At 54.3% G+C, this 24,372-nt stretch carries 24 protein-coding genes and 2 pseudogenes; 15 read left to right on the forward strand and 11 right to left on the reverse strand.

Going from position 1 to position 24,372, the window contains the following annotated elements; genetic code table 11:
* Positions 1-56: 56 nt before the first annotated feature.
* Both C9383_RS02530 and C9383_RS02535 read right to left on the reverse strand, forming a co-directional pair.
* Complete coding sequence (locus tag C9383_RS02530) at positions 57-278, reverse strand: hypothetical protein (protein ID WP_090366126.1); 222 nt, start codon at positions 276-278, stop codon at positions 57-59.
* Positions 279-406: 128 nt separating this feature from the next.
* Positions 407-811 (reverse strand): MerR family transcriptional regulator, encoded by a 405-nt coding sequence (locus tag C9383_RS02535; RefSeq protein ID WP_090366127.1) that lies wholly within the window; start codon positions 809-811, stop codon positions 407-409.
* 74 nt (positions 812-885) lie between these two features.
* Here C9383_RS02535 and C9383_RS02540 point away from each other — a divergent pair, with 74 nt between their 5' ends.
* The gene (locus C9383_RS02540; protein ID WP_090366129.1) at positions 886-1,965 is read left to right on the forward strand and encodes an SDR family oxidoreductase; all 1,080 of its coding nucleotides are present in this window, start codon (positions 886-888) and stop codon (positions 1,963-1,965) included.
* Positions 1,966-2,112: 147 nt separating this feature from the next.
* On the opposite strand, the gene C9383_RS02545 is transcribed toward C9383_RS02540, so the two are convergent.
* The gene (locus tag C9383_RS02545) at positions 2,113-2,478 is read right to left on the reverse strand and encodes a DUF6124 family protein (RefSeq protein ID WP_090366130.1); all 366 of its coding nucleotides are present in this window, start codon (positions 2,476-2,478) and stop codon (positions 2,113-2,115) included.
* Positions 2,479-3,075: 597 nt separating this feature from the next.
* Here C9383_RS02545 and C9383_RS02550 point away from each other — a divergent pair.
* The 5 genes from C9383_RS02550 (at position 3,076) to C9383_RS27970 (ending at position 10,745) form a co-directional block, all read left to right on the forward strand.
* The gene (locus C9383_RS02550; protein WP_090366132.1) at positions 3,076-3,612 is read left to right on the forward strand and encodes an N-acetyltransferase; all 537 of its coding nucleotides are present in this window, start codon (positions 3,076-3,078) and stop codon (positions 3,610-3,612) included.
* 1 nt (position 3,613) lies between these two features.
* Complete coding sequence (locus C9383_RS27965) at positions 3,614-3,811, forward strand: hypothetical protein (RefSeq protein ID WP_143038181.1); 198 nt, start codon at positions 3,614-3,616, stop codon at positions 3,809-3,811.
* Between the two features lie 110 nt (positions 3,812-3,921).
* Positions 3,922-4,764 (forward strand): hypothetical protein, encoded by an 843-nt coding sequence (locus tag C9383_RS02555; protein WP_090366133.1) that lies wholly within the window; start codon positions 3,922-3,924, stop codon positions 4,762-4,764.
* Between the two features lie 128 nt (positions 4,765-4,892).
* Positions 4,893-5,801, forward strand: coding sequence for a HEPN domain-containing protein (locus tag C9383_RS02560; protein WP_090366134.1), 909 nt, complete (start codon positions 4,893-4,895; stop codon positions 5,799-5,801).
* Positions 5,802-6,815: 1,014 nt separating this feature from the next.
* Positions 6,816-10,745 (forward strand): NACHT domain-containing protein, encoded by a 3,930-nt coding sequence (locus tag C9383_RS27970; RefSeq protein WP_143038182.1) that lies wholly within the window; start codon positions 6,816-6,818, stop codon positions 10,743-10,745.
* A gap of 57 nt (positions 10,746-10,802) precedes the next feature.
* On the opposite strand, the pseudogene C9383_RS02565 reads toward C9383_RS27970, so the two are convergent.
* Together C9383_RS02565 and C9383_RS02570 are read right to left on the reverse strand one after the other, a co-directional pair.
* A pseudogene (locus tag C9383_RS02565) lies at positions 10,803-11,843 on the reverse strand (phage portal protein).
* Positions 11,843-12,292 (reverse strand): annotated as a pseudogene (locus C9383_RS02570) (phage terminase large subunit family protein); the annotation flags it as partial. The pseudogenes C9383_RS02570 and C9383_RS02565, both read right to left, overlap by 1 nt.
* Before the next feature lie 226 nt (positions 12,293-12,518).
* Between C9383_RS02570 and C9383_RS02575 the strand changes: the two are divergent.
* From C9383_RS02575 to dusA, 3 genes are all read left to right on the forward strand, one after another.
* A complete protein-coding gene (locus C9383_RS02575; protein WP_090372231.1) occupies positions 12,519-12,761 on the forward strand; it encodes a CopG family ribbon-helix-helix protein in 243 nt (80 codons plus the stop codon).
* Positions 12,751-13,035 carry a type II toxin-antitoxin system RelE/ParE family toxin gene (locus C9383_RS02580; RefSeq protein WP_090366136.1) on the forward strand — a complete coding sequence of 95 codons (285 nt, stop codon included), beginning with the start codon at positions 12,751-12,753 and terminating at the stop codon, positions 13,033-13,035. Before C9383_RS02575 ends, C9383_RS02580 begins: the two co-directional genes overlap by 11 nt.
* 83 nt (positions 13,036-13,118) lie before the next feature.
* The gene (gene dusA, locus C9383_RS02585; protein WP_090366138.1) at positions 13,119-14,105 is read left to right on the forward strand and encodes a tRNA dihydrouridine(20/20a) synthase DusA; all 987 of its coding nucleotides are present in this window, start codon (positions 13,119-13,121) and stop codon (positions 14,103-14,105) included.
* Positions 14,106-14,214: 109 nt separating this feature from the next.
* Here the strand turns inward: dusA and C9383_RS02590 are convergent, their stop codons facing one another.
* On the reverse strand, positions 14,215-14,955 hold the full coding sequence (locus C9383_RS02590; protein WP_090366139.1) for a hypothetical protein: 741 nt from the start codon (positions 14,953-14,955) through the stop codon (positions 14,215-14,217).
* A 410-nt stretch (positions 14,956-15,365) separates the two neighbouring features.
* Here C9383_RS02590 and tal point away from each other — a divergent pair, with 410 nt between their 5' ends.
* Positions 15,366-16,292 (forward strand): transaldolase, encoded by a 927-nt coding sequence (gene tal / locus C9383_RS02595; RefSeq protein ID WP_090366141.1) that lies wholly within the window; start codon positions 15,366-15,368, stop codon positions 16,290-16,292.
* Positions 16,293-16,488: 196 nt separating this feature from the next.
* On the opposite strand, the gene rssC is transcribed toward tal, so the two are convergent.
* Entirely contained in the window at positions 16,489-16,971 is a 483-nt protein-coding gene (gene rssC / locus C9383_RS02600) for an anti-sigma factor antagonist RssC (RefSeq protein ID WP_010212025.1), read from the reverse strand.
* A complete protein-coding gene (gene rssB, locus C9383_RS02605; RefSeq protein ID WP_060753168.1) occupies positions 16,971-18,152 on the reverse strand; it encodes a two-component system response regulator RssB in 1,182 nt (393 codons plus the stop codon). The genes rssC and rssB overlap by 1 nt, the downstream gene beginning before the upstream one ends.
* A gap of 276 nt (positions 18,153-18,428) precedes the next feature.
* On the opposite strand from rssB, the gene C9383_RS02615 reads away from it, so the two are divergent.
* Entirely contained in the window at positions 18,429-18,725 is a 297-nt protein-coding gene (locus C9383_RS02615; protein ID WP_060753167.1) for a PilZ domain-containing protein, read from the forward strand.
* A 62-nt stretch (positions 18,726-18,787) separates the two neighbouring features.
* Here C9383_RS02615 and C9383_RS02620 read toward each other — a convergent pair whose 3' ends face one another.
* Positions 18,788-19,426, reverse strand: coding sequence for an MlaA family lipoprotein (locus C9383_RS02620; RefSeq protein WP_372241670.1), 639 nt, complete (start codon positions 19,424-19,426; stop codon positions 18,788-18,790).
* A gap of 247 nt (positions 19,427-19,673) precedes the next feature.
* On the opposite strand from C9383_RS02620, the gene pcrP reads away from it, so the two are divergent.
* Together pcrP and C9383_RS02630 are read left to right on the forward strand one after the other, a co-directional pair.
* Complete coding sequence (gene pcrP / locus C9383_RS02625; protein ID WP_090366143.1) at positions 19,674-20,282, forward strand: HAD superfamily inactivated hydrolase PcrP; 609 nt, start codon at positions 19,674-19,676, stop codon at positions 20,280-20,282.
* Between the two features lie 110 nt (positions 20,283-20,392).
* Positions 20,393-20,659, forward strand: a complete 267-nt coding sequence (locus C9383_RS02630; protein WP_060753164.1) for a DUF4404 family protein — start codon at positions 20,393-20,395, stop codon at positions 20,657-20,659.
* A 74-nt stretch (positions 20,660-20,733) separates the two neighbouring features.
* On the opposite strand, the gene queF is transcribed toward C9383_RS02630, so the two are convergent.
* Together queF and copI are read right to left on the reverse strand one after the other, a co-directional pair.
* On the reverse strand, positions 20,734-21,564 hold the full coding sequence (gene queF / locus C9383_RS02635) for an NADPH-dependent 7-cyano-7-deazaguanine reductase QueF (protein ID WP_090366145.1): 831 nt from the start codon (positions 21,562-21,564) through the stop codon (positions 20,734-20,736).
* A 69-nt stretch (positions 21,565-21,633) separates the two neighbouring features.
* Positions 21,634-22,155, reverse strand: a complete 522-nt coding sequence (gene copI, locus C9383_RS02640) for a copper-resistant cuproprotein CopI (RefSeq protein WP_090366146.1) — start codon at positions 22,153-22,155, stop codon at positions 21,634-21,636.
* Between the two features lie 156 nt (positions 22,156-22,311).
* Between copI and C9383_RS02645 the strand changes: the two genes are divergently transcribed.
* Positions 22,312-22,992, forward strand: a complete 681-nt coding sequence (locus tag C9383_RS02645) for a heavy metal response regulator transcription factor (RefSeq protein ID WP_090366148.1) — start codon at positions 22,312-22,314, stop codon at positions 22,990-22,992.
* A complete protein-coding gene (locus tag C9383_RS02650) occupies positions 22,989-24,335 on the forward strand; it encodes a heavy metal sensor histidine kinase (protein WP_090366149.1) in 1,347 nt (448 codons plus the stop codon). The genes C9383_RS02645 and C9383_RS02650 overlap by 4 nt, the downstream gene beginning before the upstream one ends.
* Positions 24,336-24,372 lie beyond the last annotated feature (37 nt).

Consider the following 24,372-nt stretch of genomic DNA (forward strand, 5'->3'; position numbering starts at 1 on the left):
GCTTGCTCCCGAGAGCAGTGGGCCAGTCAACGCACTAACGGCTGACCCCGCCCTCCTCAATCATCATGCAACAACCCCGACCCATACTCCCCATAACTGCTCCCCAGCCCACTGCCGCCAAAATTCATCTTGGCGGCTTTGCTCGGGCTGTGGTCACCAAACGCCTGGCATCCGCCCGAGAAGCACGGGTCGCTGCTCACGCCGGACGACCCGGACGAACACGCGCTCAACAGCAACGTGCCTGTAACCATCACGATTTTGACGAGGTTCGAGATCATGTTTTCAGTTCCCTGTGGGCTGGAGGCGCGTGGGTCCTCTCTTGAAGAGGATCGTAGACTTCAAAGGCACGGGGAATGATGAAATTTCACTGCGCGACAGCAGGGGTTCAGGTTGCCGCCTTCGCTATCTAGACGCCAACCGTTGCAGGGGAAGTGTTGCTCAGTCGCTGAAGTTCAAGCTGCCTGGCCGCACTGGCCTCGAGGTTCGCGCGCTCTTGGTCCAGATACTGATAAATGCTTTGGAGGTTGGCGATTTTCTGCTGGATCTGCGCCATCTTCTTTTCAATCAACTTGGCGCCGTCAGCACAATCGATCAGCTGGTTGCGCCGCGCATCCAGAATCTCGCCTATTTCCCCGAGGGAAAACCCCATGCTTTGCGCACGCTGGATAAAGTCCAGGTCCTGCAGGGTTTGCTCGGTATAAATACGATAATTGTTGGTTCGCCGTTGCGTTGAGATCAAGCCGATCTGTTCGTAGTAACGCAGCGTATGGCGGCTGGCGCCGCTGCGCGCCTCAAGTTCGCCTATTTTCATGAAAACAACACTTGACTGTAGAGTTGGGTCGACAGTTTACGCTTGATTTCTCACCTGACCCAAGGAACATAGAAATGAGCGTGGAGTGCTTCGTCACAGGGGGAACCGGCTTCATCGGCCAACATCTGGTGGCGCACCTGAGTGCAAAAGGTCACACCGTACAGGTGCTGATGCGCCGGCCAGAGCGCCTTGCCGCACTGCGCGAACAAGTCGACCAGTTGGGAGGGAACGCGTCCCGGGTATTTGCCGTGGCTGGCGACCTGGAGCAGGACAACCTCGGGCTGAGCCTTGCCGACCGCGAAAGGCTGAGGCAAGCCAGCGTGGTATTTCACCTGGGCGCCCACTTTGCCTGGGGGCTCTCGTTGGAGCATTCACGTGCGGTGAATGTGGAAGGCGCCAAGCGCGTGGCGCTATTGGCGGCGGAGCAAAAAAGCCGGTTTGTGATGATCGGCGGCTTCATGCTGAAAAACCATGAACACCTGCAACGCATAGGCATTGATCCTCATCACCCCGAGCTGACCCATTGGCCCGCCCTCTACCGGCGCGTCGGCGCCTACGAGGGAAGCAAGCTGGAGGCACACTTTGCCACCCTGGCGCTGATGTCAGCCAAGGGCGCAGACGTGACCGTCGTCCATCCCGCCACGGTGTGTGGCCACAGCCACACCGGCCATATCCTCGAAGGTCAGCCACTGATGGAGCTGATACGAAGCCTTATGCAAGGAAAGCTGACTGCCGTGCCCGGCACCGCCGAACACTGGCTGCCGCTGGTCACCGTGGATTATCTGGTCGAGTTGGTGGCGGCCAGCGCTTTTGACCCGGCCATGAAAGGCCAGGAACTGCTGGCACTGGATGCCCAGACGCCCAACTTGCGCGAACTTTTGGCGCAGGTGGCGCAAGCGATCAGCTTGAAGCCTCCCAGACATCACATTCCGCTGCGATTGCTGAAATGGCTACTGAAGATTCCTCCCGTCGCGCGTTTTTTGAATACCAGTGTGGAGGCTTTGGACTTCATTCAGACCACGCGTTTTGATACAGAGGCGGTGGAGCAGTTTGCCAAAAGGCATGGGATCGCCAAACCGGATGTAGGTGAGGCTTTGCGGCGTACGGCGGTGTTCGTCAAGGCACAGGGCGTAGCCATGGGCAAGCCTGGCTGACTTGTTGCGGGCATCCGGAGATCGTGTTTTCAGTTGAGGCTCAAGGGTTCTTTCTTGAAGAGCCGTAGACCTAAAAGACACAAGAAATAACGAAGGGGCAACACGGGTTCGGGCTGCCGCCTTGCGGTAAGGCGGCGGGAAGAATTGTCAGGCGTTAGCTTTGCTGGCGGCAGGGGCAACTTGCTCCTGGGCTCGGTCAACGAGTAACGCGCTCAGGTCGATAAGTTGCTGGATGCCCAGGACGATGGCGCGGTGGGGGTCTTCGAGGTCGAAGGCCAGGGTGGCGGCCATTTGGTTGGCGGATTCCAGGTTTTCGGAGGCGTTGACCAGGAGGGTTTCGGTGTCGATTTTGGGGCTGACGAGGAATAGGTTGCCGGGTGGTAGGTCGGCGGGGGTTGCGTCGTCGGAAGCCGGCAAATAATGATGAATCGCTCGTTGAGCCGCTGCATGAAGCTTGGCGTCATTGGGTGCAGCGTTTGAAGCATACGGCGGATTAGGCGTGACCTTGTACATGGCGAAGCTCCTTTAGAATGTCAGGAACTGCCAATCTCACTTCCACATGAGGGTGGCAGCTGTACGCAGGTGTGGAAGACCAGGGCTAAAGGACCCGGCGCACCGAAGTGCCCCGCGCACAGCCGCCATAAGCAATCATACAGACGTAAAAAAACGCCGGTAGGTGTTTATGGGCGATTGAGCGCCTTCAGCTTGGTCGGACTTCCACATCCGGCCGCTGGATTGGCAGCGGCTTGAGGAGGTTAGCTAGGGGTGGTCTGAGGGGCAAGCTGAGAAAAGCGTGGGAAACTTCGTACACTATTTTGGACTGTCCCCCTGATCACTCAGCCGCTCCGATGATGGATTGGAACTACTAAATGCAAGCCTACCTAAAACAAAGGCATACAGAGGAGTATCAATTTCTCCGTACCACTTTTGTACCACCGCCCCTCCTCAAACAACATGGCGCAATTGGAAAGGCTTTTCACATTAGTCACATCTTACGGCGAGAAGCCCTCAACGGTTGCTGCGATGTGGTGGTTTTCGCAGCCACTGTTATAGTGAGGCCGCCCACCGTGATAGTGAGGGTGCAATAGCTAAGAAATCTAAGGACTATCGATGGCACCACGTAACAACCACCTGAAATACCAGGTGTATCGGGGAGAAGCTTACAGACAAGCCCTCGAGCTGTTAGCCGAGGAGCAGGCCTCGCTGGATCCACCTGATCTTGATGTTTCCCGTGTCCGACTAGAGCCCATCAACCACGCGGCAGTTGCGGCAAGCTACAATTGGGGCGAGGAAGGCGCTTTGCTTTCTTGGGAGGACGTATCCCATTGGAAGCAGAAATGGCCCAAGGGGATCGACTTGGCGCTGTGGTATGACGTAGAGCTCTGTGGGATGGCATATGCAAACCCACGGGATAGTAAGCTGACTATCAAGCTTATCCTCCTGGAGGGAAAGCCAGACTCTAGCCATCCCCTGAAGGGCTATGTGCTCCCCATCGCTCTAACCGCGATCGACGCGTTCGCACGAATGTCGAAGTTGAAATGGATTGAGGTTCAGGACCCAGCTTCAGGCGCGATCCCTTGGTACCGCGAGAACGGCTTCGAGTTCGACGATGAGCGGCGCCTTGTCATTTCTGTAGAGGGCGAATAACATGACCTCATTGAACCATCACCCTTCAGGGATGCATGCGATGAAAAAGCAGACAGCAAAACCAATGTTGGTTGCCGAGTACGCTGCGGAAGCCCAGCGCCTAGGCGGTTCGGTTTCTGCGAATCAGCGTCGTTTTATGGCCGCCGCCAAGCGTGGTAGACAGATTGAGCCTATTGGTGTGATGGCAGGTCGCCTATAACCCTTTGGTTCCCCCCCCAAAAAAGCCGCCTTAATTGGCGGTTTTTTGTGCCCGATGATAACTAGTACATCACAAACGAATTACCTATCCAAAAATAGCATGGAGGCGAAATGATAAATCTCACTCATATAATTCACAAAAAAGGTGAAGAGCTTCAAGAGCTAGAGCTATTCGCTGGCGTATGCCGAAATGCTTTAAACCAAGCAACTCGATCTGTAGAAACAATTGATTTACGGCGCAGAATTGCAGAAGTGCTCAACGAAAAACCAGATTACGAATCTGAGTCTCAATTAGATGCTGCAAAGGAGCACGCGACAAAAATATCAGAGTTCGCAGAAAGTCAAACTAAGAATGGGTTGCCGTATTTATATAGTCTTTGCGCGGTCCGTCTTTGGGCGCTTAGCGAAGCCATGGTAGATGAGTTGGTTGTTCACTCATTGCTAACCCCTTCGAAATTTTTCGATCACTCAATTTTGGCTAAACTTAAAGGTCCTCTCATAGAGTTTCGCTCCGCCTCACCCGACGAGCAAGCTGAGTTTCTTGCAGAAACACTTAAGCAGTTAGTTGATGCACCTTTGAAGTTGGGAGCTGGAAAGTTTGAGGCGCTGCTGGCTCCGGTGGGCTTGGGAGGCGAAATTCAAGAGGACGTTAGAAAAACGCTTTATGAGCTAAGCCAGATCCGTAATATTATCGTGCATAAAAGCGGGAAAGCGGACCGAAGGATATTAGAAGCTTGCCCCTGGCTTGACTTTAAGAAGGGCGAAACCATCAATGTTACATTTGAAATGTTTGAGCGTTATCGTGTCGCCACATACTGGTATATCGTAGCTGTTCGCGGCCGAATAGACGCTCGAGATGGAATAAAAAACCCAATGGACTTAAACAAAATATTAAAAATGATTGAGAGCAAACTGCAGGTTTCATCAAACAATTCAAAAGCTCAGAACGACTAATCCTCACTGGAAAAATTTCTATATTCAATATTTCAGAAATAAAATTTTCATTAATCACCACCCTGAACGACTTGTATCTTAAATTTCTAAGACGCCACTATCTCGAATAGTAGTTCGGAGAAGATTAAATGGATGTACTTGAGCACTTTCGTAAACGGCATGATGCGGCTAAGGAGAGGCTGGATATGCTGGGCGACACTCGGGAACTTTGCTTCGCAATTTCAGGCCTGTCTGTTGAACGTTCCAACTATGATTTTTCCAGCACTGCAACTTTGAGGAGAGTGGAATGCCCCCCAGGCGAAATAGAACTTGCGCGGGGGTTAAACTGCAAATCACTCCTCAGCTCAGTAGCACGCCACATGCGCTCGGTAACTCATGAACTTGCCATAGCGTGTCATGGAGAGATGTTCAATCAACAGAATATGAACTTAGGCTGGTGGATCATCTCAGCCCTTCGCACCCGTTCCCAAGTTGACATATTGGTGCCAGCTGTAGCGGACATATCCTGGGATGTCATAGCTGCTGTGGAAGCCGATGTATGCAAGGTCAAGCTGCTTGAAGACGTGCCTGCGGCTCGCAGGTTGGATAGTCAGGCAGCATTGTCAGTCGAAGCTTTAGACTGGGTGAGTACTCAATTAATGAGCTGGATCAATTTGCTGGAACAACCAGCCTTCAGGCTTGCTGTGGATGCCATGACTACGCACCACCATCATGCAAATTTGAGGATGTCAGCTGCCGCCCTTTGGTCTGGCTTTGAAGCTCTATTCGGAGTTAGCTCTGAGCTCCGTTTCCGGCTTGCTTTGTTGGCTGCTGCATACCTAGAGGATCGAGGGACGGCTAGAGTGAGCCTCTATCGACGCATCAAAAAACTTTATGATTACCGCTCAAAAGCTGTACATGGCGGAGTAACAACGGATGAAATGCTGGTCGAACATATAATTGAGGTTCGTTGCCTTTTGTCTCGTTTACTTTGCCGAATGACTGAGCAGTGTCACCAACCCTCGACGGATGAATTCGAAGTTCTTCTGTTGAGCTAAGAGTTACGGTCACTGGGTCCAACACCAGTTGCTTAAAAGAAGGCTTCCAAATTTGGCTAGGTGCGGAGGCCTTTTTACCCGCCTTCCGAAACCAAGCGTCCATCACCAGGCCCCCTGATGTGATCTCGCGCAGCGCCTGGTATTTCCCCACACAAGAAACCACATCCGAATCTATATGCATGAGAATGCGGGCGCGTGAACGTAAAGGTCGCGAGTACTGTGCAATGCTGAACGCCGCTTCAAAAGTACCCCGCCCTATGCATGTCTCGCGTTTTCATGTTGACCCACGGGAAAGAGGTTAGGAGGGTTAGTTTTTTGGTGAGTGTCTTGCAAACCTTTCCCGCTGTAGGTTTGAGAGTGGTCGACAAGGTTAGCTTTTGGTTAGGTCTGGTTATTTCCTAACCTTTATTATTGTTAAATATGCAATATATTAATTCCTTTAAAAACAGATAGTTACGAATTACTAACCGTCAACCTAACCCAACCTAACCCATCAAAGTTAGGTTTCAAGCCCAACAAATACGGGCCTCCGAACCCAATCACCCCCCCTTCAAAAAAAACTAACCCTTTCCCCGAGGCACCTACAGAATTCAACCGTCTGTGCGTGCTTATAGGCGTTGCGCAAACATCCACCCTCGCAGGGTTCCGCAGGTTCTTGCCCCCTCCTAAATGACAAGCAAGCGCCCAGCCTGAGCCGCCGAGAGTGGTCTGCAGGTGTGCAGAAAAATCGACCCATTTAGCCCGCAGGCGAGGTGGGGGGACGACGGCGCGCGCAAGGAGCACGACGGCGTTATCGCTATAGAAAATGCCGCGCGGAACACCTAGCAAGGAGTCCTTTAGATCCTATTCGTCAAGCAGACTTTTTTCATCTAGGATGCCAATTCGCCAGCACCTATGCCTGTGTTGTGAGCTTGGAAAACTGGAACAGATGTCAGTAAAGCTCTCGAAAACCATCCGAAAACTCCCAGCTGTCAAAGCCACAGATTCTTCGCAGACTCAATTAAGGAAAAAATAATGGATTATGATTTTTCAAGACTTTCCCATCGCTCATTCGAACAAATGATTCAATCGCTAGCTCTGGCGTCAATTGGTCCGGGAGTTAACGTATTTGGCGATGGACCTGATGGTGGTAGGGAGGCGACCTTCGAGGGGATGAGCAGTTTCCCAGACTCCAGCTCGCCGTGGACGGGATATGGAATCATCCAAGCTAAGTTTAGGCAGCGCATCGGTGATAAAGACGGCGACTGGGCGCTCACAGAGTTTGAAAAAGATTTAAAGAAAATTTCAGAAAACTCTAAAATAAGAAAGCCTGAATACTATATTTTTGTAACAAACGTAGTACTAACTCCGGTCTCTGAGAAAGGAGGGAAAGACAAGCTTGCAGATTTAGTAAAAAAATACCAAAAAAATATAGGTTTAAAAGATTACCGAATTTGGGATAAAGACCAAATTTGCGCTTTGTTAGATATACATTCTAGCGTACGAAAAGCCTACACCGCCTGGATCACATCTGGAGATGTTCTTGCTGCAGTACTAGCGCAAATGGAACCGGAGCAAATAGACTTTAAGAATGTAATGTTTAATTACATACAGAAAGAGTTAAGGGCAGAACAGTACGTTAACTTAGGACAAGCAGGACACAACGCAAAAGACAGAATCCCTTTAGCTTGTGTTTTCGTAGATCTTCCAGTGACAGACTCCTCGTTAAATACTAGACACAACCAATCTTTTTCATCTCAAAACCCCAATAAAAAAAGTAGCGCTATCAATAAACTATTAAAATCTTCTAGTAGCAAGCTGGACCCATACTCTAATGAAATTTCATCACACGTTCTAGATTTATCACCTAATAAAGAATCGCTTGGACGCTTTGTATTTATAGGCGGTCCCGGACAAGGGAAAAGTACGTTAACTCAATTCTTCTGCCAGTTACATAGAGCGGCTTTCCTGCAGCAGTTCCCTCTAACTGCGCTAAGTCCTGAAATATTAGACGCTTACAATCTTATACTTCAACAATGCGAGCAAGAATCGGTTGAAACTCCAAACATACCTCGCTTTCCAATCCGAATTGAACTAAATAGATTCGCCACTGCACTAGCGAACGGAAAATCAACTTCCTTATTTAACTACATTCTCAGTCGAATAGAAGATCGAAGTGAACAAAAGCTTAAACCTTCTGACCTAAAAAAATGGCTTTCAAATTATCCCTGGGTAATAGCTCTTGACGGTCTGGATGAAGTTCCAGCATCTTCTAACAGGACAGAAGTTCTGAATAGCATCCAAGACTTTATCATTGACGCCCACGGGTGCAATGCAGACTTACTATTAATTACAACAAGCCGCCCTCAAGGCTACAACAATGACTTTTCAGAAAAGTACTATCAGCATTTAAATTTATCTCCATTGGATGAAGAAGAAGCGCTCCACTACGCCAAACGCCTGATTGATCGCCGCTGGGGAGAGGATGCTGATAAAACAGCGATTCTAAGTGAGCGAATGAAGCGTGCCACGCAGGAAAAATCTACAGTGAGACTAATGCAAAGTCCACTGCAAGTCACAATCATGGCACTACTCGTCGAGACACTTGGCGAGCCTCCAAAAGAGCGATGGCGTCTATTTAACGAATACTATCAAGTAATTAATAGACGAGAAAAAGAACGAGATATTCCCGCAGCAAAACTTCTCAATACATATCAAGCAAACATTGACTTCATACATCAAAAAGTTGGCGTCAACCTACAAATAAAATCAGAGCAAGCCGGTGGAACTGATGCACTTCTAACCGAACAGGAATTCTCATCCATTATAAAAAGTCGTTTGGACAAGGAAGGCCATGACAATATCGAAGGAGATATGCTTAAAAGTAGCATTATTAACGCTGCTCTTGAGCGGCTCGTGTTTTTGGTTGCGCCGCAAGAAAATCGAATAGGATTCGAAATAAGATCTCTTCAAGAATTCATGGCAGCACAGTCGCTGATGAACGGCAGCGATATAGATGTATGTGCAAGACTTCAATCTATCGCGCACGCCTCACACTGGAGAAACGTTTTCCTTTTTGCGTCCGGCAGATGTTTCCATGAGAAGCAACACTTGCGCGATAATATTTTTTCGCTCTGCTCAAAATTAAATGAAGGCATTGACGACTCGCCGGAGGAAGACATAGAAAAAGCAATACTTACGGGCAGCCAACTGGCACTTGATATATTGGAAGACGGGGCAGTAACTAATCAGCCAACCCAGCAAAAACAATTTGCTCGCCTAGCGATTCGATTAATCGAATTACCGCCATCAGATTCGCTCCTCCGCTTGGCGGGCGTATACAATCACAACCTTAAAGACATATATAAAGATAATATTGAACAAGCAATACGTACCCCTACATCCGTCTCTTTCCGCGGAGCCTGGCAACTTCTACTCTCTTTATGTGACCAGAAAATACAATGGGCAGAAGAATTATCTATAGGATATTGGCCACAACCTGGAAAAATTTCTCTTCAAATAGCCGAAGATTCTATTGATCACTCATCAACGGATTGGCTTGTAAACAAATGGTATGAATCAATTGCAATGACACCCGCCAATGAGGTGGAAATGCACAGAATCCCAGGATTTGGCGGCAGACAAAAAAATCTGCAAAGACAACAAGCACCTAATTGGCTTGACGATATTCTCATGCGAACTAGTGAGCGTACTCGAGTGGAATCATCCATAGAGAATATTGACCCTTCATTTAAATTAGCTATCTCGACTGCTGAACTTTCCTCCCCTATTCGGCAGTTAGATTCTTTCGTTGCTCACGATAGTTGGAAATGGCTTCATAGTGTGGTCGTTTTTTGTGAAACTCCCGACAAAGAAAAGCTATGTGACATAATAAAAAACTATATTGATCTATACGAAAATCATGGTAAAACATGTGTGGGCGACTGGTTTTGGATGGTTCCATGGCAGGTTAGCGCATGTTTGGAACGATCTAACAGCAGCGAGCAGATTAAGTCGGTCTACGAGGCGGCAAAATCAGGTAAATTAGGAGACTCAAATGATTGGCGGACGGCCGAAGAACGATGGGGCAAGACATCGCTAACAGTTGAAGCCTTAAACTTAACGCCACAGAGCGGATTGCCTTTTGATATGAAAACACTCACTGAAGGATATCCTTCAGTAGTTGCACATCCTTCTCTTAGGTCTAGGACCACTGATCATGACATAACTTCCGAACTCATCGATCTTATTGGTGACACCTCAAATGAGATATGCAAATCCATAATTGCTTCATCGATATTTTACATTCTGGCAGTACATACACCTGAGGGTGTCAAAGCATCTGGAAAATTGCTCGATAACTTAGTCCCTCTTTTAGAACTTGCTAACAAGGGTTGGTTTGATCTATCACTTCTTGCGCGCCTACCGGATACCTACTGGAACGAGGACGCCATAGAAAATCTCATCCGTCATATTAACAATATTAGACGAACTAGTTCATTCATAATAGAACCCATTGAATCAGATCATCTCGAGGCGCGTCTCTTACGAAACTCACATGACACCGAAAGCATTAAGCTTTTATCCAGACTTTGTGCCTCCGGAGTTAGTTGCGACACTAAAAAACTCAACCTTCAAATCTCGAAATCCAACTCACAAGAAACCAACATTAATATTATTTCAATCCAACTCAGTCAAGGTGAGTATACGTCAACAGAAGCAATCGAATTCGCAAGTTATTTGCTCGAGATCTTTCCTCCTCTAAGCGACTTTGAAAGCACTCTATCTTCATTATTAGAATCGTTCTCTCATTCACCTAAAGCAAACTCAGCAACAGAACTGTTTTTGTACTCAATCTACAAGAGCCATTTTTATGGAAATTCGAAAATCCGCGAATTAATAATTAATGACTTGCAGGAGCACCAGCGCTACCACTTAAGTAGAAACCAACTAAGCCTGGGTTAAAAACGAGGGGTGAGCAGTATATTCTGAACACCCCCAATCATTAAACTTAAGTAATATTTAGCTTATGTTATATGATCTAAAACGAATAACTTCTTCTCCGAGCCATTCATTCACCTGCGCCATACGCGCCTGAATTGGCTCCAGTTCATTGGCCGCGTAGATCTGCGCCGCTTCCCTGATCGACCCAAACCCACCCGCGTTTTGCGGCACGATGCCCATTAGCTGCGGCGGAATGCGCAAGCTAGCCAGTACATCGTCGCGTGTCTGGTTTTTGATCGAATTGAACTCGTCCTTGGCCGTCACTTCGCTGACCGGGATGATTTGCAGCCCGTCTTTTTTGCCGTTCGGTGAATACACGAAAAGGTTGCGAAAGTTGCCTGGCCCCTTGGAATCCTTCAGCGCCTTGCGTAGGGAGTCGACGTCCGCTTCGTTCTGCGCGGCGTCGGTCATGTAGAGAATGAACCCGGCATGACTGCCGTTCTCGTAGTACTTGCGGCGGAAAAGCGTGGCCGACTCATTCAGCAGCGCCGACTGCAAGGCGCTGATCCACTCGGGTAGGCCGTACACCTCCTGGTGCAGATCTGCTTCCCGCAGATGAAAAACGGTACCCGGTTCAAATTCATGCTCCTCCTTCCAGCCCTGGACCATGAACTGCCGGCCGTCCTTGCCTTGGCGCATGTACTTTGCCAATGGCGGTACCAGCTCGCGTACCGGGCCGAGCATCGAACGCCGCCCTTCCAGATAACCGTTGCCCAGTCAAAGAAAATCCAGAGAAAACTGTTCGAACGCCGCACGCGACAACAGCCGGTGCGGGATAAAGGTCTTACTCAGCAAATTGCGCTTGGACATCAACCCCGAGTGCAGATGCACGCTGGAACCCACCGACCGTGCCAGGCCATCCAGCGACAGCGGCGGCTCGTACCAACGCCCGTTAAACCAGCACTCCAGATAGTCGAACACCTCCCGACCGCTCAGCACGGGTGACGGGTCGCCGAAGCTGAACGCCTCCATCTTGCTGTCACCGCGCGGGATAAATTCCTGCGTTACCACTGCGGGAGCCTGGGCCTGGTGCTTGTTGTTTCTGCGGCGGTTCGACATCAAAAAATCTCCATCCGCCCGGTATTGGCAGAGGTCTGCCCCTCCAGCGGTTCGTTGTGGAATGCGTGAAAGAGCGCCCACGCCAGGTCGGCGTGGCCGGTGTTGTCGTTGCGGCCGGCGGTGTACGTGAATTGGCGACCGCCTGCGGTGATGGTCTTGCGGATCGCCATCAACGATTGCGCCATGTCGGTCCAGCCGGCGTCGAACTCCAGCCGGCCCCGGTGGATCACGTCGTAAGCCTTCAGCACCAGTCGGGTCTTGACCTCTGGCGAATAGCTGAACGTGGTGACGTTGGGAAAAAATTGGCGCACCAGCTGCGCCACGCCACTGCCCAGGCCAGTGACGTCGATTCCGATGTACGTCACCCAGTAGCGGTCGCAGACGGCTTTAATCACGCTGGCCTGCGCCGCGAAGTCCATCCCACGGAATTGGTGACGTTCCAGCACCCGGATATCGGGGTCAGACCACGATATCCAATACAGTGAAAACCTAGAGTTCCTCGTCTTTTTCAAAACGGTAGGAAAAGTGCCATGGCCCCACAACAATACTCAGCTTCCAGAATATATGAAGAAAAGCAACGGATCACTTCCAGATACACCTCGCGACGGCCTGCTGATTCAAGCCCGCGCTCCAAGGTGTAAGATGCCCCCACAATCGTCCATCATCGAGACCGCCATGACTGGGATATCCCTAAATCTGCCGGAAGACCTGTCCAACTCTCTCGCCGACCTGGCCAAAACCAACGGCCAGACTGCGACCTACCTGGCGATGGACGTTCTTCGCGACTACATCGAGCACGAAAAAACGCTGACCGCTCAGATCGAGCTGGCGGTAAAAGACGCCGACGAAGGCAAATTCGCCACCGATGACCAAGTGGCCGCGATGCGCGCTAGGCGTTGGAGCCGGAATGCGGGTTGAGTGGCTTGAAAAAGCACTCAAAAATCTGGAAGACGAGGCAAACTACATTGCTCTCGAAAATCCAAAAGCCGCTGACGACTTCTCCGACGCTATTTTCGCCAGCGTCGACAAACTGGCTCAGTTTCCCTCCATGGGACGCGAAGGTCGGGTTAAACACACCCGAGAATGGGCAGTGCCCAACTGGTCTTATCTGATCCCGTATCGAGTGCGGGGTGATCGACTTCAGATTCTGGGCGTATTCCACACACGGCAACGTCCTCGTTCGAAATGGTAGTGCACGCAAAACTCGCCTTCCCGGCACCCAAGACCCATCCCTGATAAACTGCGCCCCATTCGCCTCGCTGACTCAGACCCCCCATGCCACTACAAACCGCCCCCCTCTCCCGCCGCTTCTCCGTCGCCCCGATGATGGATTGGACCGACCGACACTGTCGTTACTTCCTGCGCCTGCTCTCCAAGCACGCCCTGCTCTACACCGAGATGGTCACCACCGGGGCGATCCTCCACGGCGATCACGAGCGCTTCCTGCGTCACGACGAAGCCGAGCATCCGCTTGCCCTCCAGTTGGGCGGCAGCGTCCCGGCCGACTTGGCGGCGTGTGCGCGCATGGCTGAGGCGGCCGGTTACGATGAGGTGAATTTGAACGTCGGCTGCCCTAGCGACCGCGTTCAGAACAACATGATTGGCGCGATCCTGATGGCGCATCCGGCGTTGGTGGCCGAGTGTGTCAAGGCGATGCGCGATGCGGTGTCGATTCCGGTGACGGTGAAGCATCGTATCGGGATCAATGGGCGCGACAGTTATGCCCAGTTGTGTGATTTCGTCGGGACGGTGAGGGACGCAGGCTGCACCAGTTTTACGGTGCATGCGCGCATTGCGATTCTGGAAGGATTGTCGCCCAAGGAGAACCGCGACATTCCGCCGTTGCGCTATGACGTGGCGGCGCAGTTGAAGCGGGACTTCCCGGAGTTGGAGATCAATCTCAACGGCGGCATCAAGACACTGGAGCAGTGCCGGGAGCACCTGCAGACGTTTGATGGGGTGATGCTGGGGCGCGAGGCCTATCACAATCCGTATTTGTTGGCCGAGGTGGATCAGCAGTTGTTTGGCAGTGAAGCGCCGGTGATCAGCCGGGCCGAGGCGCTGGCGCAGTTGCGGCCTTATATTGCTGAGCATTTGGCCACTGGCGGGACGATGCATCATATTACGCGGCATGTGTTGGGGTTGGGCACCGGGTTCCCGGGGGCGCGCAAGTTCAGGCAGTTGTTGTCGGTGGATATTCATAAGGCGGCTGACCCGTTGGCTTTGTTGGATCAGGCTGGGGAGTTGCTGGAAGGGCGGTGAGCGTCAGTTCGGGATTGGGTGGTTGAGTTGCGCTATCAGGAGCAAGCCCCCTCCCACACTGTGCAAGGGCTCGGCTTCAGCTGCCGGCCCTTGCTATAGCGTTAAACTTTTATGGCACTGTTCCGTTGGGTACAGTGATCCATTTTCCGGTATTGCGGTCATATCGCTTCCAATCACTCTCCGTTCTAAGTTTTCGGTATAGCGTATTGAATGTTGTACCGCCCAGAATTTGGACTTGAACTTCACCGCCTGCGGTTTTGCAGTTAACCAGCCCTAGAATGGGCGAGTCTGGATTGACTTGGAGTGCATACACCGCTTCTCCAAAGGTTCCGGTGGTGGCGTAGTCCAGTGCAAAACTTACAAACTGGCTTTGCGGGGTGTCGCTCGATTGCAGTGCGAGCAGTCGCATTGTCGTATAGGTGGCACTGCTAAAACCCGGCTGGTGCAGGTCCGGTCCGTCAATTGCCCAATACTCTTTGGGGTCCCCCCCGCGTTTAACAAACTTGTCCAAGTCATTCTGGGCTTTGGCGTAGATCACACCCTCCTTAAGCTTCTGGACATGCCAGTTGTTGGTGTCTGCGTTTTCATACGCGCGATACACCCAGGTGGCAGGCGCCGTCACTCTGGAATCGGTGATCTTGCCTCCGTAGGTCGAGGTCAGTTCATTTTCCTTTTCAAGGGTGCGGCTCCCTATCGGTTTACCGGCCTTGGCGGTGTCGATGATTGCGCGCATTTCCTGAGTATCGTAACAACCGGCACTGAGTGCCTGCTGCACCGTTACCTCGGCAAATGCTGCGGTGGAACATATAAAACCCATGGCAGCGAATAGCGTTGATATATTCCGTTTCATTACATCTCTCCTTTGTTTCGCAACTAACTAACAAACAGGTTTAATGAACAGGCACACGCACTTCGCCGCTGACGGTGATGTCGCAAGAGTTTTTATCGGCCTAGTTTGGCGTTTGCCAGTCAGGTATAGCACAGGTAGAAACAGCAAAAATCAAAGTCAATAAAAATAAAGTTTTCACAACTTCAAAACATGCATATTCCCCATAGCAATAGCTTAATGACAAGGGAGCGACTCACATAAAATCCAGTTGAACCTCCCCTCGATTTTGCCCTCCTATTGAGCAGCAGAGCCGAGGATTCAAACGGCTGTTTTCAGGTTATCGCCCTCGCAAACGCTCGAACGCGTTTGCGCCCTTGAGCGCCTGCCGGTGCTCGGGTAATGTCATCAGACCCATAGGACAGAGCACGCCCATGACTTCCAAGCTGGAACAACTCAAGCAATTCACTACTGTCGTTGCCGATACCGGCGATTTTTCGGCACTCGCCAAGCTCAAGCCACAAGACGCCACCACCAACCCTTCCCTGCTGCTCAAGGCCGCATCGATTCCAGGCTATGCCAAGCTGCTGGACGCATGCGTGCAGGGCTGTAATGGCGATGTGGGCCTGGCCAGCGACCGTTTTGCGGTGGCAGTGGGTCAAGAGATCCTCAAAGTCGTGCCGGGCCGTATTTCCACCGAGGTGGATGCCCGCCTGTCGTTCGACGAAGACGCCATTCTCAAGCGTGCGCACCGCCTGATCGACCTGTATGAAAAAGCCGGTGTTGGTAGTGACCGTGTACTGATCAAGATCGCCTCCACCTGGGAAGGCATCCGCGCGGCGGAAAAGCTGGAAAAAGAAGGCATCCAGACCAACCTGACCCTGCTGTTCTCCTTCGCCCAGGCCGTGGCCTGTGCCGAAGCCGGGGTGTTCCTGATTTCACCGTTCGTGGGCCGTATCTACGACTGGTACAAGAAGGCCAACGGCAACGACTACACCGGTGCCGATGATCCGGGCGTGCAGTCGGTGACGCGCATCTACAACTACTACAAGGCCAATGGCTACAAGACGGTAGTGATGGGTGCGAGCTTCCGCAACCTGAGCCAGATCGAGGAGTTGGCGGGGTGTGATCGCCTGACCATCAGCCCGGACCTGCTGGAGAAGCTGGCGGCCGATACCGGCAAGCTTGAGCGCAAGCTGTCGCCGGGGCATGCCGGTGAGGCGCGTATCCATATGGACGAAAAGGCGTTCCGCTGGGCATCCAACGAAGACGCGATGGCGACTGAGAAGCTGGCGGAAGGTATTCGCCAGTTTGCTCGCGACCAGGAGAAGCTGGAAGCGTTGTTGTCGGCCAAGCTGTAAGACAGACGGCAGCAAAAAGGGCGGCACCTGTAAGGGTGCCGCCCTTTTTTTGTTCGCCAATCTCAAACCGACCTCAGTCCAACTGTGGGAGGGGGCTTGCTCCCGATGGCGGTGGGTCAGTTATGAATTCAGTGACTGACACACTGCAATCGGGAGCAAGCTCCCTCCCACACTTGGATAGGGTTTCAACTGGCGATCAGTGACGTTCGAGGGCGTTGACGAGGTCGTGGAAGGCTTCGCGGTTGGACTCGTTCAAGCCCATCAGGATCTTGTGTGCTTCGAGCACCTTGACCCGTACGATTTCTTCGGACTGGTCTTGCGAAGGCAGGTCGGTCAGGCACTCAGGGCATGGGATCGGGCGGTCAACGATGTTGAACACCTGGTCGAAGCCCATGGACTGCAGCAGACGGGTGATGTCTTCGTGGGTGGTGACCACAGTCGGCAACAGGCCGACCTTCTGCCGAGACAGAATGGACAACTTGGCCAGCAGGCCCAGGGTGGTGCTATCGATGCTGCGGGTTTCGGTCAGATCGATCACGATCGCCGAGAAGTTCAGCGCTGTGAAGATCCGCTCAATCGTCGCATCCAGCGCCGAACACAAGGTCAGGCGCACTTCACCGACAAATTTCAGGACGAATGTCCCGTCTTGCTCGGCGAATTGGATTCTTCCGGTACTCATCAAAGATTCCTGCTCAACACCAATAGGGCGATATCATCCGGCATCTCCCCTAGCGTGGCCAATCCAAACACTTGCCGCAGGCCATCCAGGCTGCCGCCCGCCGACTTGACCTTTTGGGGCAAGGCGGCTTCTTTCTCCTTGAGTGTAGGCTCTGGAAGCAGGTCCAGGATACCGTCGGACATCAGCGTGAGACTGAAGGTCGGCGGCAGTTCCAGGATGTGGTCTTCGTAGGTGGCTTCGTTGAACAAGCCTACGGGCAGACCACGCCCTTCCAGGTAACGCACACTGTCGGGAGTGTATAAAACAGGCATCGGCAGGTGACCGCCAATACTGTAGGTCAGAAGACCGGTTTCTTCATCAATCACGCCGCCGACCATCGTCACGTGCTTGCCCAGCTTGCAGCTGATCAGGCCTCGGTTGATGTGGCCCAGCACCTCGGAGGGGGTGAACTCCGGCAAGGTGCCATTGCGCTTGGATTCAAACAACAACCGCGTGGTCATGAACTTCAACAACACGGTGACAAACGCCGATGAAGCGCCATGACCGGAAACGTCGGCCAGGTAGAACGCCACACGTCGCTCATCCACACGGAAGTAGTCGACAAAATCACCCGACAGGTACAGCGACGGGATGATCTGGTGGGCGAACTTGAATTCGTCGATGGTCCACGGGCTGACCGGCAGCATGTTCATCTGCACCTGGCGACCGGCGTTCTGGTCTTCCTGAAGCAGGTTGAGGCTGGCCTCGAGCTCGCGGTTGGCGGTTTCGAGCTTTTCGCGGTAGCGCTGGTTCTCGACCAGCAGGCGTGCACGGTCCAGCGCGCGGCGCACCGAGTGCTCCAGCACGGCGAGGTCTTCCAGGGGCTTGATCAGGTAATCGGCGGCGCCCAGGCGCAAGGCCTCCACGGCATCGTTCATCACGCCGGCACCGGACACGACAATCACCGGCGTCTGCGGCGCAAGCTCGGTCACCTGGCGGATCAGCTCAAGGCCACCCATCTGGGGCATGCGCAGGTCGCAGATCACGAGGTCGGGCTTGTCGCGCTCGAACACCTGGAGACCCTGTTGGCCGTTACCGGCCTGCAGGACGCTGAAGCCACTGTCTTCCAAATAGGCCGCGAGGCTCGCGCGCACTACTTCGTCGTCATCGATTATCAGCAGCGTGGCACTGGTTTTTTGCATGTGGGCAAACGGCGCCAGAATTAGGTTGGCGTAGGTGGCTCGACAATGGCCGGGCTCACGTACTGGATTCGCTTTCTAGCCTCTCTGTCCTACAAAGCATAGGCAACTAGCCCACGCACAACTGTAATGCAGAGGTGCCCTTCTAAGGCGCAGACGGTACTCCCATCCGTCAGGGGTTTCAAGCTCATGCCGATGGTCGCCGGGCGTCTTTACACCGCAAATCACCGGGAGTTATAAGAACAGCCAACACCACAACACAAAGTAAGGATGGAACCCATGAGCGAACACGAGCGCGACTACGCCGAAAAACGCGATTTCATCCGCATGCGGGTGGATGCCGATGTGTCGTTGATCCACGCCGGGCAGGAGATTGCCGGGGTATGCCTGGACCTTTCCAGCTCTGGTATGCAGGTGCAGGCCCCTCGCCAGTTCAACGTGGGTGACCAACTGACCGTGCGCATCGATTCAGAGCACGCGGCCCTCAAGGGCCTGGAGGCGGACACCGAGGTGGTATGGACCAAGGCCATGGGGGAGGAGCAGCATTTGGGCCTCAGAATCTTGAAAATGCGCTGAATACCGCCCACAAAAAAGGCGACCACTGAGGATCGCCTTTTTCCATTTCAAAATGTCACGACTTAAAAGTCGTCGACGACCTTGCCATCCTTGACCTTGAACTCGCGGTTCTGCAGGTAAGCGTTACGGATGAAGGTGTATTTATCGCCGGTGATCAACTTCTCGCTGTCGAGCAAGCTGGCACGGGTATCAACCACGTTCAGGCCGAAGGTGCTGTTGCGCCAGCCGATATCGTTCATGTAGCGATACGGTTGGGTGTAGGTGTCCACGTACTTGGACGGCGCATCACGCAAGGTGCTCGGGCCCAGCAACGGCAGCATCACGTAAGGGCCGCTGCCCACGCCCCAGTAGCCGAGGGTCTGGCCGAAGTCTTCGTCGTTGCGGTGCAGCCCCATTTTGGTGCCGACATCAATAAAGCCCAGCACGCCGAATGTGGTGTTCACCAGCAGGCGCGCGGTGTCGACGCCGGCCGCATGCGGTTTGAGCTGCAACACGTCGTTGGCAAAGTTGCCCACGTCGCCGATGTTGCGGAAGAAGTTATGGACGCCCGTCTGCACAAACTGCGGGGTGACAAACTGATAACCCTGGGCCAATGGCTTGAGTGCGTAGGTATCAACGGTGTCGTTGAAGGTGAAGATTGGGCGGTTGACGCTTTCCCATGGATCGTCTTCGGACGCAGCCTGGGCGGCGAATGGGGCCATTAAAATAGTGGCACACACAGATAGCTGAGCGAAATATTGGCTCCAGCGCATAGCTTTGGCTCCTTGAATAGTCTGTCATGGGCGCTATGCCCTGAAGAAGATCGTCAGTATATGACGGAAGTATCAATTTAGGCAGCTAGTAGGAAATGTCATATGGAAAACGAACAAAATTCCTACAATCTCCTGTCAGTGTCATCTGCTTGTCATCGCGTCTCGCTAGCGTCACAGCTATTTCAGGGATGTCGAAATGCCTCACGCCGAAATTGCCGTCGCCAGCGCCCCCGCCTTGACTGCCGTCCTGTTCGGCCTGAGTGGCTGCCTGGTGGATTTCGGTTCCCAGGCACGCTCCGATTCGCACTCTCTCGACTCACAAGCCACCCCGGGCGCCCTGAAGATCCTGCGCAGCCTCAAGGATCAGGGCGTGCCTTGCGCCTGGCTGGATGAGCTGCCCCCGGCAGTGACCCAACCACTGGCTGCCGGATTGCCCAATTGGCTGAAAGCAACACCTCCCTCCTCCATCCGCTGGCCTGCGCCGCATGCGTGCTGGCAAGCCTTGATGGAACTCAACATCGAACGCCTGGACGGCTGCGTGCTGGTCAGCGGTGAACCACGCCTGCTGCAGTCGGGGCTCAATGCCGGGCTGTGGACCATCGGCTTGGCCTCCTGTGGCTCACTCTGCGGCTTGGCGCCCGAGCCATGGCAGGCTCTTACCGAGCAACAGCGCGAGCACAAGCGCGCCAAAGCCACGGTGGCGCTGTATGGGCTGGGCGTGCACTCGGTGATCGATCACCTGGGCGAACTCGGCACTTGCCTGGCAGACATCGGCCGGCGCCGGCTCAAAGGCGAAAAGCCCTGATCGAGATCATGCACAGTCGGCGCCGGTGGATTAATCTACAGGTCAGCCCGTAGACCTTTCTCGGCGTGCCGCGGTCTATGCCAGTGCCTATCGATAAAAGGAAAAAAGTCATGCCTGATCGCAAAAAACTGGAAGAACAGGTCGAAATCCTGCGCGGGCAACTGGAACAGGAACCGCCGCTGTCGCTGGAAAAGCGTGAAGCACTGGAAGAGCTGATTGCCCGGTTCGAAGTGCAGCTTGAATTGGAACCGGCGACTCAGACCCCCAGCATTGCTGACGATGTAAACCGGGCGTTGGAGGGTTTTGAACTGGATCATCCAGGCATTGCCGGGACACTGCGCAATATCGTGATCACCTTGGGCAACATCGGGATCTGATCTCCCCGTCAGCCAAGCGCAGATCCAATGTGAGAGGGGCAAACTCCCCTCTCACACTTGAACCTGGGTACAGGCTACTGACGAGCCAGGCGCACGTTCTGGAACGTCACATTCTCGGTGCTGCGATACGGGTTGATATCCAACCCGCCACGGCGCACATACCGCGCATACACCGTCAACTTCTCCGGCTTGAGCAGGCGCTGCAGGTCCAGGAAGATGCGTTCCACACACTGCTCATGGAAGTCCGAGTGCTGGCGAAAGCTCACGATGTATTCCAGCAGGCTGGCGTGATCCAGCGCCGAACCCCGGTACTCCACCACTACGCTGCCCCAATCGGGCTGGCTGGTGACCGGGCAATTGGATTTGAGCAAGTGGCTGTGCACGCTCTCTTCGACGATGCGCGAATCGTCGCAACGCAGCAATTCGGGGCGCGGATGCTCGTAGTTGCTGACACTGATATCCAAGCCGTCGATACACACGCCCGGCAAGGCCATCACGCCCTCGCCCTCGATCTCGGCCAGGCTGCGGATGCGTACCGTCACCGGCTTGCCGGCGGCGGCGCTGAGGTCGTCGCGCAGCGTCGCTTCCAGACCCTGGATGTCGGCAAAGGCGGTCTGGTTCAGCGAGTTGAGGTACAGCTTGAAGGACTTGGACTCGATGATGTTCGGCGAGTCGGCCGGGATGCTGAACTCACCGATGGCCACCACCGGCTTGCCCGACGGCAACAGCCAGGACAATTCGAAGCAGTTCCAGAAATCCACGCCCTTGTAAGGCAGGGTCTCGGCACTCAGGCCAAGCTCGGCCCATTTGGCGGCACGAGGGATCGGAAACAGCAACGACGGCGTGTAAGTGGAGATGTATTCACTGGACTTGCCCAGCGGCGAATGTTCGGCTGCGGGATGCATGGCGGAAACCTGGCTAAATAAACCACGCCAGTCTATCAGCCTTTGCTCCCGCGCCTAAACGGCAGCGGATCAATCGACGTTGAGCTTGCCGACCATACCCGCCTGGTAGTGCCCGGGAAGGTTGCAGGCAAACTCCAGGCCGGTGGCTTTACTGAACGTCCAAGTCAATTCGGCGGTTTTACCCGGCTCGACCAGCACGCTGTTGGGATCATCATGCTGCATGCCGGCCCCGTCACCATGCCCCATGGCACTGTGGTCCATCTTGCCCATGCCGGTAGCGGTGAGCATGCCGCTGGCCTGCATCTGTAACATTTCCTTCTGGTGCTCGGCATGCATCGCCGCATCGCCCAGGTTGAACTCGTGGAGCAACCGGCCTTTGTTGACGAGTACAAAACGCACCGTCTCACCGGCTTTTACGTCCAGTGACTTGGGCGCAAACGAAATGTCCTGCAGGACAACTTCCACGGTGCGCGTGGCTTTGCTCGCCGGCGCCGGCTGGCCAAATGCGAAGGTGTGGGCTGCATCGGCAGTCGCATCGAAACTCAACGCCAACAAGCAACCCGCCAGGATCAGGGGGGTACGCAACGCCATGGTTCTTCTCCAAAAATGTGTGACTCGCTTGACCCGCACTCTAAGATTACGCCGCTGCCAGCTACCTGACTGCTAGATTACAACTTTGTCAGGTTGCGCCCTTCCCCCGGCGCCCACGGTATAAAGCCCGTCGAGCCCCGTTGCCAAGAGCTGCCCATGAAACTGCTGATCGTCGAAGACCAACCCAAGACCGGCCAATACCTGCGCCAGGGCCTGGCCGAAGCTGGGTTTACCACCGAGCTGGTGGCTGACGGCACCACAGGCCAGCACCTGGCACTGACCGGCGACTACGACTTGCTGATCCTCGATGTGATGCTGCCGGGCCGCGACGGCTGGCAGATCCTGCAAGCGGTGCGCAGCGCCGGCCTGGAGCTCCCGGTGTTGTTCCTGACCGCCCGCGATGCCGTGGAAGACCGCGTGCACGGCCTGGAACTGGGGGCCGACGACTATCTGGTCAAACCTTTCGCGTTTTCCGAACTGCTGGCCCGCGTACGCAGCCTGTTGCGCCGTGGCAGCAGCACCCCGCAGGAAACTGCACTGCAACTGGCTGACCTGCGCCTGGACTTGATCCGCCGCCGTGTCGAACGGGACGGCCAGCGTATCGACCTGACCGCCAAGGAATTCGCCCTGCTCGAACTGTTGCTGCGGCGCCAGGGCGAAGTGCTGCCCAAGACCTTGATCGCCTCCCAAGTGTGGGACATGAACTTCGACAGCGATACCAACATCATCGAAGTGGCCATCCGCCGGCTGCGCTTGAAAGTCGACGATCACTACGCCAACAAACTGATCCACACCGTGCGCGGCATGGGTTATGTGCTGGAGGAACGCGCCAATTGATCAAGCGTTTATCCCTGGCCAGCCGCCTGGCACTGTTGTTTGCCGCCTGCACGGCGGTGGTCTCGTTGCTGGCCGGCGTGCTGTTCAACCGTGCCAGCGAAGCGCACTTCCTTGAGCTGGACCAACAACAGCTCGACAACAAGCTGCTGGCCTTGCGTGCGACTTTGCAGGGTGTCGACTCGCCGCAGTCGTTCGCCCAACGCGAAGCACAACTGCGCGCCGAACTCCTTCACCAGCAGGACATGACGCTGCGCATCAGCGCCGCCGGCCAGCGCTGGCTGGACAACGCGCCCAGCATTAGCCTGCCCGAGGCCCCCGGCCTGCACAGCCTGCAAAGTGCCGGCACCGAGTACCGGGTGTATAACGCGCCCCTGAGAGCAGGCCAGCCCGACTCGCCGCAACTGACCTTGATACTCGACATCACCCACCACCAGCACTTCCTGCAACGCATGCAACACCTGATCTGGCTCACCGTCGGGCTATCAGCCCTGGCTACCGCCCTGCTCGGCGCCTGGGCGGCACGCAGTGGGTTACGGCCATTGCGACGCATGGGGGAAGTGGCCGCCGGTGTGTCCGCGCACTCGCTGACCCAGCGGCTGCCCCAGGAACAAATGCCGGTGGAACTGGCCGAACTGGCGCAGGCTTTCAACGCCATGCTTGGCCGCCTGGATGATGCCTTCCAACGCCTGTCGGCGTTCTCCGCCGACATCGCCCATGAACTGCGCACGCCCCTGTCCAACCTGTTGACCCAGACCCAGGTCATCCTTACCCAACCGCGCCCGCTCGAGGACTATCGGGAGGCCCTGCACAGCAATCTGGAAGAGCTGCAATGGATGGCGCAGTTGGTGAATGACATGTTGTACCTGGCCAAGGCGGATCACGGTTTGCTGGTACCCAAGCGGGAAGCGTTGGCGTTGGCGGATGAAGTGGATGCGTTACTGGAGTTCTTCACCTTGCTGGCCGAAGACGCACAGATCAGCCTGGTTCGCGAGGGGACGGCCCAGACGACGGGTGATCGCGGGATGCTGCGCCGGGCACTGTCGAACCTGCTGGATAACGCGCTGCGCTTTACGCCTGCGGGGGGCGAAGTGCGTGTGCGCCTGCAGAACGGGGTGAGGCTTTGCGTGGAAAACACCGGTAAAGGTATTCCAGCGGCAGTGCTGCCGAGGTTGTTTGACCGGTTCTATCGGGCCGACCCGGCGCGCCGTGAAGGCAGTAGCGAGCATGCAGGGCTGGGACTGGCGATTACCCAGTCGATTGTGCGGGCGCATGGGGGGAGGATTTTCTGTGAGTCCGAGGCGGGATGGACGCGGTTTGTGATTGAGTTGCCCGCCGGGATTTGATGCAAGATGGGCCGGCGCTATCGGGAGCAAGCCCCCT

Origin of the sequence: Pseudomonas palleroniana (genome assembly GCF_003031675.1) — a bacterium.
Classification (GTDB): domain Bacteria; phylum Pseudomonadota; class Gammaproteobacteria; order Pseudomonadales; family Pseudomonadaceae; genus Aquipseudomonas; species Aquipseudomonas palleroniana.